Annotated in this window: 13 protein-coding genes; 8 read left to right on the forward strand and 5 right to left on the reverse strand. The window is 69.1% G+C overall.

Annotation, left to right across the window (positions count from 1 at the left end; all coding sequences use genetic code 11):
- Nucleotides 1-5 precede the first annotated feature (5 nt).
- A complete protein-coding gene (locus VKV57_00660; GenBank protein HLW58415.1) occupies nucleotides 6-632 on the reverse strand; it encodes a CoA pyrophosphatase in 627 nt (208 codons plus the stop codon).
- A 191-nt stretch (nucleotides 633-823) separates the two neighbouring features.
- Between VKV57_00660 and thyX the strand changes: the two genes are divergently transcribed.
- Nucleotides 824-1,669 carry an FAD-dependent thymidylate synthase gene (gene thyX, locus VKV57_00665; protein HLW58416.1) on the forward strand — a complete coding sequence of 282 codons (846 nt, stop codon included), beginning with the start codon at nucleotides 824-826 and terminating at the stop codon, nucleotides 1,667-1,669.
- A gap of 58 nt (nucleotides 1,670-1,727) precedes the next feature.
- Nucleotides 1,728-2,021 carry a ferredoxin family protein gene (locus VKV57_00670; GenBank protein HLW58417.1) on the forward strand — a complete coding sequence of 98 codons (294 nt, stop codon included), beginning with the start codon at nucleotides 1,728-1,730 and terminating at the stop codon, nucleotides 2,019-2,021.
- 38 nt (nucleotides 2,022-2,059) lie between these two features.
- On the opposite strand, the gene VKV57_00675 is transcribed toward VKV57_00670, so the two are convergent.
- Entirely contained in the window at nucleotides 2,060-3,121 is a 1,062-nt protein-coding gene (locus VKV57_00675) for a GntG family PLP-dependent aldolase (protein HLW58418.1), read from the reverse strand.
- Nucleotides 3,122-3,184: 63 nt separating this feature from the next.
- Nucleotides 3,185-3,676, reverse strand: coding sequence for a GAF domain-containing protein (locus VKV57_00680; GenBank protein HLW58419.1), 492 nt, complete (start codon nucleotides 3,674-3,676; stop codon nucleotides 3,185-3,187).
- Nucleotides 3,677-3,848: 172 nt separating this feature from the next.
- Between VKV57_00680 and VKV57_00685 the strand changes: the two genes are divergently transcribed.
- From VKV57_00685 to VKV57_00695, 3 genes are all read left to right on the forward strand, one after another.
- Nucleotides 3,849-4,484, forward strand: a complete 636-nt coding sequence (locus VKV57_00685) for a metalloregulator ArsR/SmtB family transcription factor (GenBank protein HLW58420.1) — start codon at nucleotides 3,849-3,851, stop codon at nucleotides 4,482-4,484.
- 83 nt (nucleotides 4,485-4,567) lie between these two features.
- On the forward strand, nucleotides 4,568-5,251 hold the full coding sequence (locus VKV57_00690; protein HLW58421.1) for a metal-dependent hydrolase: 684 nt from the start codon (nucleotides 4,568-4,570) through the stop codon (nucleotides 5,249-5,251).
- A gap of 8 nt (nucleotides 5,252-5,259) precedes the next feature.
- Nucleotides 5,260-6,219 (forward strand): threonine/serine dehydratase, encoded by a 960-nt coding sequence (locus VKV57_00695; GenBank protein HLW58422.1) that lies wholly within the window; start codon nucleotides 5,260-5,262, stop codon nucleotides 6,217-6,219.
- A 36-nt stretch (nucleotides 6,220-6,255) separates the two neighbouring features.
- On the opposite strand, the gene VKV57_00700 is transcribed toward VKV57_00695, so the two are convergent.
- Nucleotides 6,256-6,888 (reverse strand): CPBP family intramembrane glutamic endopeptidase, encoded by a 633-nt coding sequence (locus VKV57_00700; protein HLW58423.1) that lies wholly within the window; start codon nucleotides 6,886-6,888, stop codon nucleotides 6,256-6,258.
- Nucleotides 6,889-6,976: 88 nt separating this feature from the next.
- Here VKV57_00700 and VKV57_00705 point away from each other — a divergent pair, with 88 nt between their 5' ends.
- Nucleotides 6,977-7,669 carry a chlorite dismutase family protein gene (locus tag VKV57_00705; protein HLW58424.1) on the forward strand — a complete coding sequence of 231 codons (693 nt, stop codon included), beginning with the start codon at nucleotides 6,977-6,979 and terminating at the stop codon, nucleotides 7,667-7,669.
- Between the two features lie 29 nt (nucleotides 7,670-7,698).
- Here VKV57_00705 and VKV57_00710 read toward each other — a convergent pair whose 3' ends face one another.
- Complete coding sequence (locus VKV57_00710; protein HLW58425.1) at nucleotides 7,699-8,142, reverse strand: hypothetical protein; 444 nt, start codon at nucleotides 8,140-8,142, stop codon at nucleotides 7,699-7,701.
- Nucleotides 8,143-8,225: 83 nt separating this feature from the next.
- Between VKV57_00710 and VKV57_00715 the strand changes: the two genes are divergently transcribed.
- Together VKV57_00715 and VKV57_00720 are read left to right on the forward strand one after the other, a co-directional pair.
- Nucleotides 8,226-10,577 (forward strand): DEAD/DEAH box helicase, encoded by a 2,352-nt coding sequence (locus VKV57_00715; protein HLW58426.1) that lies wholly within the window; start codon nucleotides 8,226-8,228, stop codon nucleotides 10,575-10,577.
- A gap of 71 nt (nucleotides 10,578-10,648) precedes the next feature.
- The gene (locus VKV57_00720) at nucleotides 10,649-11,848 is read left to right on the forward strand and encodes a CoA transferase (protein HLW58427.1); all 1,200 of its coding nucleotides are present in this window, start codon (nucleotides 10,649-10,651) and stop codon (nucleotides 11,846-11,848) included.

Raw genomic sequence — 11,848 nt, forward strand, 5'->3', positions numbered from 1 at the left:
GGGACCTACCCCCGGCCCGCGCTGTGGGGGATCGAGACGTCGAACACCACCTGGAGAAACTGGGTGATCACCCGGGCGGTGGCCCCCCAGACCAGGTCCGATCCGATCGAATAGAAATAGATCAGCCGGGGGTCGCCCCCTCGATCCCACGTCTCCGTCCGGACGTTCCGGGGATCGAGCAGCACGCGAATGGGCACCTCGAGCACCGCCTGCACCTCGCCCGGGCTCAGCCGAAACGGGTAAGGGTACGGGATGCTGCCGACGAACGGGGCGAGGACGAACCCGGAGACCACGGTCTCCTCCTCCGTCAGGGACCCCAGGATGGTGATGTCCTCAACCCGCACCCCGATTTCCTCGCTGGTCTCCCGGACCGCGGCCGCCTGTGGCGACTCGTCCGGTTCGATCACCCCCCCCGGTAGCGAGATCTGCCCCTTGTGGCGCTCGACCGTATCGGTCCGCTTCGTGAGCAGCAGCGCCGCCTCCCCCCCGCTGTGCACGATGGGGAGCAGCACGGCCGCGCGTCTCAGCCCGGGGGCCAGCGGCCTGGGCGCCCCACCCCGCGCGGCAAGAGCATCGCGGATACGCGTTCGAAGTGCCTCAGGGTCCGTCAGCAGTCCTTGGATTGCCGCCACCCGCCTCTCTCCAAAACGTTGTAATCATATCACAGAAGGCGCACCGCGCCGGACCCGCCGCCGGCATGGGAGGGAGGGTGCCGCGGGCAGCGAATCTGTGATGTCCGAGGTATCGTGGATGTCCAAGGAATCCCCGAACGGCCCGAGAATCGAACCCTTCGCCGCGAGAGATGTTCGACGGGGGATCGGCGATGCCTAACCGCCTCACCGACCCCAGCACGATGCGCGGCCGGGCGGTCGACTCCGTGACGCGCCCCGACGGGCGCGAGATCACGATCTACGCCGTCCGGCCGGTGGTGATGTTGCTGGCGGCGACGCCCGACTCCGATCGGCTCGCCGCCATGGCGGCGCGGCAATGCTACACCGCGGGGAGCGTCCTCGATCTCCCGCAGCCCCTCTCCGCCAAGCAGACCACCCATCTGGTCAATCGAGTCGTATCGGCCGGGCACACCAGCTGCATCGAGCACAACCAATTCGTTTTCGGCATCCGGGGGATCTCGCGGAGCTGCTCCCACCAATTGGTGCGCCATCGGGTGGGGTGGTCCTTCGAACAGCAGAGCCAGCGGTACGTCGACTTCTCCACGCAGGAGGCGGTGGAGGTCGTCATCCCGCCGACGATCCTTCGGATTCCCGAGATGCTGAAGTCGTTTCTCGAGCCGATCAAGGCGGCCGTGCAGGCGTACTTCACGCTGCGGGACGAGCGGGTGCACCAGGAGGACGCCCGCTATCTGTTCAACAACGCGTTCGAGACGAAACTCATCGTCTCGGCGAACGGCCGCGCGCTCCTGCATTTCTTTGAGCTCCGGACGTGCAACCTCGCCCAGTGGGAGATCCGCTGGCTGGCGCACCTGATGCGCGCCGAGCTCCAGGATGTCGCGCCGGAGATCTTCAAGTTCGCCGGACCCACCTGCATGACGCAGAGGATTTGTTGGGAGGGGCCACGTGGGGCCAAGTGCCCCCGGCTGACCTCGACCGGCGCCGAACTGCGGGACCGGACCCCCGCGGCGGTGGGGGAGAGGACAACGCCCGTCTTGTAAGGTATTAAGGGGGGTAGAGTATAATGGACCCGAAGCCCGCGAGAGGAGGCACCGAAGAATGACCTATACCATCACCGAGCCGTGTATCAACGTCAAAGATCGATCGTGTGTGGAAGTCTGCCCGGTCGATTGCATCCATCCGAAGACGGACGAGGATAACGGCGAGGTCATGCTGTACATCCACCCGGACGAGTGCATCGACTGCGGTGCGTGCGAGTCGGTCTGCCCGGTCACGGCGATCTTCGCCGAGGCGGACGTCCCCGACAAGTGGAAGGGGTTCACCGAAATGAATGCGGACTACTTCAAAATGAGCAAGGAAGAGTTCGAGGCCAAGCACGGCCGCGCCCCTTAGGGATCGCGCCGGTTGAATCCTGGAACCCCCGGCGCCGACTAGCCGCCGGGGGTTCCCGCTTTCGCCTTTCCCAACACCGTCTGCGCGACGTCCACCGCCCGCTCGATGTCGGATTGCGTGACGTCGAGGTGGGTGACCGCGCGGATCCGCGTGCGCCCCGTCGCGCCCACCCGCACCCCGCCGGCAAGGAGTCGGGTCGCCGCCTCCTGCGCGGTGATCCCGAGCCCGGCCACATCGAAGAACACGATATTGGTCTCGACGTGCGCGACGTCGATGCCGATCCCCGGAATCTCCGCCAGCCCGCGGGCCAGGATCTTTGCGTTGGTGTGGTCCACGGCGAGCCGTTCGACGTGGTGGTCGAGCGCGTACACCCCGGCCGCGGCGATGATGCCGGCCTGCCGCATGGCGCCGCCGAAGAGGTGCTTGAACCGCCGCGCCTCCTTGATGAAGGCGCGATCCCCAGCCACCAGCGCACCGACGGGACAACCCAACCCTTTCGTCAGACAGAGCATCACCGAGTCGTAACCGCGGGTGTGTTCGGAGGCCGGGACGCCCGAGGCGGCGGCGGCGTTCAAGAGCCGCGCCCCGTCCATGTGCGTATGCAATCCGTGGCGGTGCGCGGTCTCGGCGACGGCCCGCAGCCGGTCGACCGGCCACACCGTCCCCCCGCCGTAGTTGCAGGTTTGCTCGACGCAGACCAGCCGGGTGCGCGCGTAGTGGGGGTTGTCGGCCTTGATCTGCTGCTCGACCTGGTCGGCGGTGAAGACCCCCCGCGCCCCGGCCACCGTGTGCAGCATCACCCCGGAGAGGAGCGCGGGCCCTCCCGCCTCGCTGGTGACGATGTGGGCGTGCTCTTCGAGGATCACCGCATCCCCAGGCTGGGTGTGCACCTTGACGGCGATCTCGTTGGCCATCGTCGCCGAAGGCAGGTAGAGTGCGCCCTCTTTGCCGAGGAGCGCGGCCGCGCGCTCCTGGAGCGCGTTGACGCTGGGATCTTCCTGGCGCTGTTCGTCCCCAACCGGGGCCTGGGCCATGAACGCCCGCATTCCGGCGGAGGGCCGTGTCGCGGTATCGCTGATCAGATCGATGATCGTGCTCACCATGTCCCCCTTTGCGGAATTGTGCCGTCTCACCCAACGGGTCGGGGTTGAGGGACGGTCAGGCTACGCCGGCGCGGACGTCATCGGCACCGCGGGCCACAGCATCGCCAGCAGCGCGGCCACGGCCTCGAGGAACTCCTGGTCCGCGGGCCCGAACGCGTCCAGCGTCCTGCCGTCGATGTCGATCTCCCCGATCACCCGCCCACCGGCGCGGATCGGCACAACGATCTCGGACCGCGTGGAGGCGAAGCAGGCGAGGTACCGGGCGTCCGCGCGCACGTCCGGCACGATCTCCGTCCGGCCGGAGGCGGCGGCGGCCCCGCATACCCCGGTGCCGATCGGAATGCGGGTATGCTCGGTCGCCTCCGGCCCCTTCCAGGGCCCCAGGACCAAATCCCGCCCTTCCACCCAGTAGATGCCCACCCAATCGTAATGCGAGAACCGGTCGCTTAGGTATTCGACCACCCGGGCGGGGGCCTCTCGAGGCGTCTCCGCGATGATCTTCCCGATTTCGCACACAGCGTCGTAGTCCACGGCCTGAAGGACCACGGGCATCCCTCGCACGGCAAATTGCGGTCGCTTTGATGTTTCTGCATGGGTGGCCGCCCCCCCCTCTTCTGCGAACATATGTTCGTTCGATTCTATCGCGACCCGCCCCACCACCGGCCCGAGCAGCGGGTCCCGGGGCGGCACGGGCTCTGATAAAATAATGGGCGAGGGCGACCCGATGACAACCACCCGTCAGGAAATCCTCTCGCTGATCAAACACAAGGGGCCGATGACGGTCCACGAACTCAGCCTCAACCTGCGGATCACCCCGATGGGGGTGCGCCAGCACCTCGCGATCCTGGAGCGCGACGGGTTCGTCCGGTCGAACGGGATCCGCCGGGGCCAGGGCCGTCCCAGCCGCCTCTACGCGATCAGCCCCCAGGGCGACAATCTGTTTCCGCGGACCTACGAGCAGCTCGCCCAGATGCTGCTCGACGACCTGCGCACGGTCAAAGGGGAAACGACGATCGACGAAGTGTTCGAGCACCGGCGAAAGCGGCTCGTCGAGCAGTATCGTGCCAGGATGGCGGGGCGGGAGTTTCGGGACAAGGTCGCGCTCCTGGCCAAGGCGCGGGACGAGGACGGGTATCTGGCCGAACACGCACAGCTCGACCGCGATCGATTCATCCTCATCGAGCACAACTGCCCGATCCGGGCGGTGGCGGAGGCCCACCAGCAAACCTGCCGCTGCGAGATGGCGCTGTTTCAAGAAGTCCTCGGCGCCGACGTGGTCCGCACCGACCACATCCTCGGCGGCGCCCCGCACTGCCGGTACGTCATCACCCGCCCCCCCGACGCCGGCTCGAAACCGTAGCCGCGCGGGGCCACCGCGCAGGATTTCCCGCATCCGGCAGCGGATCATTTTCCCATCCCCACCACCACTGAGGAGGGCAACCAATGGCGACGCTCACCTACTATGGGCATTCCACCTGGGGGCTCGAGACGCGGGGGGTCGCCATCCTGATCGACCCCTTCTTTACGGGCAACCCCCTGACCACGGTCAAGCCCGCGGACCTGCCGGCCAACTTCATCATCCTCACCCACGCCCACGGGGACCACTATGGGGATACGGTGGAGATCGCCAAGCGCACGGGCGCCACGCTGATCTCGAACTTCGAGATCGTCAACTACTGCCAGAAGCAGGGGGTGGCGAACGCGCACCCGCTCCACCTGGGAGGTGGCCACACCTTCCCGTTCGGCCGGGTGAAACTCACCGTCGCGCACCACGGGTCGTCGTTCCCGGACGGGAGCTATGGGGGCAATCCGGCCGGGGTCGTGCTCGAACTCGAGGGAAAGCGCCTCTATAACGCGGGGGACACCGCGCTCTTCTCCGACATGTCGCTGATCGCGCAAGGGGGCCTCGACTTGGCAATCCTGCCGATCGGAGACAATTTCACGATGGGGCCGGAGGATGGGGCGGCCGCGGCGAAGCTGCTGCGCGCCCGCACGGTCATCCCGGAGCACTACAACACCTGGCCGGTGATCGAGCAGGACCCGGAAGCCTTCAAGCGGCGGGTCGAGGACGCGACCGATTCCAAGGTCGTGGTGCTGAAGTCCGGGGAAACGTTCAAGATCGCGTAGGCCCCGGCGTGCCGACCGATGTGACCACCCTCGACGAGATCCAAAGCGCCGGTCGGGTCATCGCCGGCCGCCTCCATCGCACGCCGCTCGTTCGCTCCACCGCCCTGGGGCGGCAGACCGACACCCGGCTGTTCCTGAAGGCGGAGGTGTTCCAGAAGACCGGGTCGTTCAAACCGAGGGGCGTCCTCAACAAACTCGCCACCCTTACCCCCGGCGAGAAACGGCAGGGACTGATCACCATCTCCGCCGGCAACCACGGCCAGGCGGTGGCCTACGCCGCCGCGCTGGAAGGCCTCACCTGCGTCGTCGTCATGCCGGCCTACGCCAGCCCGGCGAAGGTTGCGGCCTGCCGCGGGTACGGGGCGGAGGTGATCGTCGGCGGGGACGTCCATCAGGCGTTCGCCAAGGTCGGTGAGCTGCAGAAAGCGCGCGGGCTGACCCTGGTGCATCCGTACGACGATCGGCACGTGATCGCCGGGCAGGGCACGATGGGGTTGGAGATCCTCGAGGACCTGCCGGAGGCGGAGGTCGTGGTCGTCCCGATCGGCGGCGGGGGGCTCATCTCGGGAATCGCCGCGGCGGTCAAGCTGACCCGCCCGACCATCCGGGTCATCGGCGTGGAGCCGCAGGGCGCGCCGACCCTCCGCCGGGCCCTGGACCACGGCGCTCCGGTCCGACTGGACTCCGTCGACACGATCGCCGACGGGTTGACCGGTCCAATCGCCGGCGAGCTTACGCTTGAGGCGGTTCAGCGGTTCGTCGACGACGTGCTCCTGGTATCGGACGAGGAGATCGCCGCGGCGATGTGGCTGATCCTTGAGCGCACCAAGCTCCTCGCCGAGCCGGCCGGCGCCGCCGCCACTGCCGCGCTCCTCTCCGGCCGGCTGTCCCTCCCCTCCCGGGCTACGGTCGTCGCGGTGCTCAGCGGCGGGAACGTGGACCGCGCCCGATTGAAAGCGCTGCTCTAAGGGGCCTCCCCCGCGGCCGCCGGGACGGGGCGGCGATCACCGAAACGGCAGGACGAGGAACACCAGAAGATCCCATACAACGTGGGAGACCACCAGCGGCGCGATGCGGCCGATGCGAAGGTAGAGGAACCCCCAAAATCCGCCGGCGACCAGCGCCGCCACGATCAGCATTGGGTTTGCGGCGGCGAGGTGAACCCCCCCGTAGATGGCCGTCGCCGCCGCCCACCCCAGCCGGGGCCCAAACCGCGCCACCAGTCCCCACTGCACCACGCCCCGCCAGAAGAGCTCCTCTCCCGGTCCGATCACGAGGAGCAGCAGGACCGCGATCACCCAGGCGGGCGCCTGCGATCGCAGCAGGTAGACGCTGGTGATCTCCTGAGGGGCGAGCGGCAGAACGCGGCCCACAACGGCGCGCCCAAGCGCAAAGATCCCGTAGAGCACCGCCGCCGACGCCGCCCCCGTGGCGAGATCACTGATCCGGATCCCCTCTTCGATGGGAAACGCGCCCCGGATGCGGAGCGCGAGGAGCCCGAGTCCGCCCACCCCGGCGGCCATCAGCGCCCAGAAGTTGCCCGGCCGCCACGCGAAGATCACGATCCAGACGAGCGCAGCCGCCGGGATCGCCCACGCGATCGCCCCGGACGTGTCAGGGCGACGAGCCGTGGCCACGAAGGTGCCTCCGCGTCCGCGCACCGGCAGAGACCGCCGGGTGCGCGGGGTGTCGATCCAGCGACCCGAGAGATGATACAATGGTGTCATGAAGGGCGGGCACGGGAGCGCCACGCAGGATTTTGTGCACTACGCCTTCTACAAGTGCCGGCCGGAGTGGCGGCTGCTGCCGGATGGCCAGAAAGAAGCCGGCGCCGCGGAGTTCCTCGGCGCCGTCGACCGCTTCAGGGACACGATGATGATGGAGACCTACTCCACGCTCGGGCTCAGGACCGATGCCGACTTTCTCATCTGGAAGGTGTGTGAGGAACTCCCGCCGCTGCTCGACATGGCCGACGCCCTCAACCGGACCGGCCTCGGCCGATTCCTCGACCTGCGGCACTCGCTCCTCGCCCTGACCAGGCGATCGGTGTATACGCGGGAGGAACCCCTCGAGGGGTCCTTCAAGGTGGACCCGGGCGAGGGCACCTACTTGTTCGTCTACCCTTTCGTGAAGACCCGCGAGTGGTTCGCGCTGCCCCTCGACACCCGCCGGCGAATGATGGGGGAACACATTCGGATCGGTCACGAGTACCCGGACGTACAGCTGCACACCGCGTACTCCTTCGGCCTTGATGATCAAGAGTTCGTTGTCTCGTTCCTCACGGACCATCCGAAGCGCTTTCAGGAGCTGGTGATGAAGCTGCGGGAGACCGAGGCCAGCCGGTACACGCTGCGGGACACTCCGATCTTCACGTGCGTCAAACGCCCGCTCCCGGAGATCATCCGGTCGCTCGGATAACCGGGGCGCGGCGGAGGGCCGCGGACGGGTCAGCGCTCGTACCAGAGCGTCTGGGGACGGAGGTTCCTGGAGATCCCGAGCTGAGCGGCCATCATCGTCGTCCACGCCAGAAACCCATCGACCATCGTCAGCGCTTCGTCTTCGACCTCGTCGGGATCGAGATCGGACTGCTGGGCGTGCCCCAACAGGTCGCCGATCCCGTTGCAGAAGGTGCCGATGTCTTCGAGGAGTTCCGAGGCGACCCGCCGGGCCGACGTGCCGATCACCGGGGACTGCGCCCGAGAGGAGCGGGAGCGGAGGCGCGCACTTTGTGCGGCGGACCACTCCACAAGATCCTCCAACGCGTAGACCGCCTCGCCGGGACCGCGCTCCATCACCAGCGTGACGAACCCCTGACACCCCCGCCAGACCTGGCGGATAAGGCCGGCCAAGAACCGTTTCTCGTACGTCGTCAATCCTTTGGTCTGCTTCACGTCGATCGCTCCACAGGCACTCCTCGCCTCGTGCCGGTCTGGTTCGACGGGGACGGAACGCCCTCCTCTGGAATGTGAGCGCGATGCGACCGAAATCGACGCTGGCAGACCTGCTCCGCGGCGTGGGCGAGGCCCCCGCCGGTCCGTTCGCCCCCGCAGCGTTTCAGCTGGCCGCCCTGGCCGCGCTGGCGCGCGGAGATGTTCTGGTCTCCGCGCCCACGGGCAGCGGCAAGACCTGGATCGCTGAGCAGGAGATCGCTCGGTTCCTCGCGCGGGGGCGAGAGGCCGCCGACGGCGCGGTGCGCCCGGCCGGACGGATCTGGTACACGGCGCCGCTCAAGGCGCTCTCCAATCAGAAGTTTCGCCGACTCCAGGGGTTGTACGGGGCGGAGGCCGTCGGACTGCTCACGGGCGAACGTCGGGTCAACCCGCGCGCCCCGGTCCTCGTGGCGACCACCGAAATCCTCCGCAATGCCTGCTACGACCCCGCCGGAACCGCCCCGCCCCCCGAGGTGATCGTGCTCGATGAAGCGCATTACCTGGCCGATCTCGAGCGCGGCACGGCCTGGGAAGAGATCCTCCTCCTCGCCCCGCCACAGACGCGCCTGCTCCTCCTCTCCGCGACGATTCCGAATGCGCAGCAGCTCGCGGCATGGCTTGGGGAGGTTCGCGGGCACGTCCCGGAGGTGGTGACACTCGATGCCCGTCCGGTGCCGCTCCAGTTCCTCCTCGCCGACGGCGCCGGCCACCTGCTCCCCCCCGATTCGCACGCCGTGACCTCGCGCGGCCGCCACGGCCGATGGCTGCGGACGGCCGCGGAGGCACTCGATCACCGCCACCTCACCCCGGCGATCCTCTTCTTTCCCAGCCGCCGCGAATGCGACGAGGCGGCGCGTCTGCTGGGCGGTCAGCCGGCGCCGGACGAAGCGCGGCGCGTCCAGCGCCTGCAGCCCTGGCTCGATCAGGTGCCTCAGCTGGCCCAGCACCCGCTGCTTCCCGCACTCCGGCGCGGCGGGGTGGCCCCCCATCATGCTGGCCACCTCACGGGGTGGCGGATGTGCGTTGAAGACCTGCTCGAAGCCGGGCTGATCCGCTTCGTCTGCGCCACCACGACCCTGGCCGCCGGCATGGACGTACCGGCCCGGACGGTGCTGCTGTCCACCCTGTACCGAAACGGGCCGGCGGGGCCGGAATCGCTCACCCCAACGGAGTTCCATCAGATGACCGGACGGGCGGGACGGCGGGGGCGCGACGCTCTGGGTGTCGCGGTGATCGCGGTGGAAACCCCGTCCGAGGCGGACGACGGCCTCGCGCTGGCCGCCGCCGCCCCGGATCCCGTCGCCTCTGCGTTCACCCCTTCCGACGCCCAAGTGCTGAACCTGCTGATGCGAACCACGATGCGGGAGGCCGAAGCGCTGCTGCGGCGGTCGTTTGCCGCCTACGAGCGGCGGCCGCGGATCGAGGAACTGCGTCGGCGCCTCGCGGCGCTCCCCCCCGACCCGCTGACGGACCGACCCTGCGCGGACCGGCTCGCCACGCGCGGACGGTTCGAACACCTGCTGCGGCGGCTGCGCCGGGCGCGCCGCAAGCGATCCGAAGCCGCCCCGGAGGTCGCGGAATTGGCGCGCGCGGTCGTGGCGATGCCCTGCACCGGCTGCCCGGTCGTGGAGCGGTGTCTCGCCACCCGGCGAGATCTGCACACCGTCGAGCGCAGGAGGCGCCGGCTTCAGGACGAGATAGCAGACCTCGAAGATCAGGAAGTTCGACTGTTCCAGCTGCGCGCCGGCGTCCTGCGCGACCTCGGCTACCTCGACGCCGAACGACGCCTCACGGCGCAGGGGCGGGTGGCCGCGCGGATTCGCCACCCGCGGATGCTCGTGCTCGCCGAAGCGGTCCGCATGCGGATCCTCCCGGCCGACCCGGCGGCGCTGGCGGCGGTCACCGGCGCGCTGGGCACCGAGCGTATCGGGCGGCCGCCGCTGAGACGCGGGATGCGCTTCGGGGATCGCCGCGAGCCGCGCCACCGCGGAATGTACGCGCCGCGCGCCGCCGACCTTCGCGGCCCCGACTCCTCCTCGGGAGGTATCCCCCAGCAGGCCCGCCGCGCGATCATCGGCCTGCGGGGGATCATCGCGGCCCTCAATCAACGGCGGCGGGCCGTCGGCCTTCCCGAGGATGCGGTGGAACGAGAGTTTGCGCCGATCGGCGACGGCCCGGCCCCGGCGTTCCAGCGTGCCGCCGCCGTCGGGGCGTGGGCCGCGGGCCGCCCGTGGGAGGAGGTCATCTCCCGGCACGGTCCGTCGGAGGGCGACCTCCAGCGCCTGATCTGGCAGGCCGCGGAGATCCTCGCCCAACTCGAGGACCTCCCCCCCGGCCCGCTCCAGGACGCGGCGCGGGCGGCGCGGCAGAACATGCTGAGACCCCCGATCCTCTGAGCCACCCGGCGGGCAGGGAGCGCCCGGCGGACGAGGAAGTTCCCAGGCAGGCCCGGAAGGCCCACGCTCCCATGGCCATCCCAACCGGCCCGCTCACGGGCCTCACCGTCCTGGATCTCTCCACGATCGTCTCGGGGGGAACCGCCACCTCCATGCTTGCCGACTTGGGGGCGCAGGTCGTCAAGATCGAGCACCCCAAGGGAGGCGATCCCCTGCGGTCGTGGGGGCCGTTTCTCTCCGGTCAGTCCGTCTGGTGGAAGGTCGTCTCCAGGAACAAGAAGTCGATCACGCTGAACCTCGGCGAACCCCGCGGTCAGCAGGTGCTCGCCGATCTCGTGGCCCGCGCCGACGTGCTGGTTGAGAATTTCCGGCCGGGAACGCTGGAACGGTGGGGGCTGGCCCCGGACGTCCTCCTCGGACGGAATCCCCGGTTGGTGGTACTGCGCATCTCGGGGTTCGGGCAGACCGGGCCGTACCGGCACCGTCCCGGGTTCGGCACGGTCGCAGAGGCGATGAGCGGTCTGGTGGCCATCACCGGGTTTGCGGACTCTCCGCCGCTGGTGCCGGCGATTCCCCTGGCCGACGAGGTCGCGGGCCTTACCGGAGCATTCGCGGTGGTGTCGGCGATCCACCACCGCGCCGAATCGGGCCGCGGACAAGTCATCGACGTCAGCCTCTACGAACCCCTCTTCCGGCTGCTCATCCCGCACGTCACCCAGTACGCGGGCCTGGGGGTTCTGGCGGGGCGGGTCGGGAACGAGTTCCCCGACGCCGCGCCGCGCAATCTCTACCGGGCCGGGGACGGAACCTGGATTGCCTTGTCCGCTACCAGCCAGCGAGTCTTCCAGCGGCTGGCAGCCGCGATCGGGCGCGCGGATTTGGTGGACGACCCCAAGTTCCGGGACAACGCGGCGAGGGTCGCACACCGCGTGGAGCTCGACACCATCATCGGCGCCTGGATGGCCGCCCGGACCCAGGAGGCGATCCTCCAGCACCTCGAGGAGTGTGGGGCGGTCGCCGGTCCCGTCTACGACGTGCCGCGGATCCTCGAGGATCCCCACTACGCCGCGCGCGAAGACGTGATCAGGGTCAGCGACCCCGACCTCGGCGATCTGCAGATGGTGGGAATCGTTCCCAAGTTCTCCGAAACCCCCGGGGCGGTGACCCACCCCGGCCCGACGCTGGGGCAGCACAACCGGGAAATCTACGGCGGCTGGCTCGGGCTCGACGACGCCGCGCTTGCCCGCCTCTCCGAGGAAGGAGTGGTGTAG

It is taken from the genome of bacterium (genome assembly GCA_035307765.1).
Taxonomy (GTDB): domain Bacteria; phylum Sysuimicrobiota; class Sysuimicrobiia; order Sysuimicrobiales; family Segetimicrobiaceae; genus Segetimicrobium.

Bases quoted from the DNA above. Each gene is read 5' to 3' on its own strand.
- VKV57_00680 (HLW58419.1), bottom strand. From the start codon at position 3,676: ATGCCCGTGGTCCTTCAGGCCGTGGACTACGACGCTGTGTGCGAAATC.
- VKV57_00685 (HLW58420.1), top strand. From the start codon at position 3,849: ATGACAACCACCCGTCAGGAAATCCTCTCGCTGATCAAACACAAGGGG.
- VKV57_00670 (HLW58417.1), top strand. From the start codon at position 1,728: ATGACCTATACCATCACCGAGCCGTGTATCAACGTCAAAGATCGATCG.
- VKV57_00705 (HLW58424.1), top strand. From the start codon at position 6,977: ATGAAGGGCGGGCACGGGAGCGCCACGCAGGATTTTGTGCACTACGCC.
- thyX (HLW58416.1), top strand. From the start codon at position 824: ATGCCTAACCGCCTCACCGACCCCAGCACGATGCGCGGCCGGGCGGTC.
- VKV57_00720 (HLW58427.1), top strand. From the start codon at position 10,649: ATGGCCATCCCAACCGGCCCGCTCACGGGCCTCACCGTCCTGGATCTC.
- VKV57_00715 (HLW58426.1), top strand. From the start codon at position 8,226: ATGCGACCGAAATCGACGCTGGCAGACCTGCTCCGCGGCGTGGGCGAG.
- VKV57_00690 (HLW58421.1), top strand. From the start codon at position 4,568: ATGGCGACGCTCACCTACTATGGGCATTCCACCTGGGGGCTCGAGACG.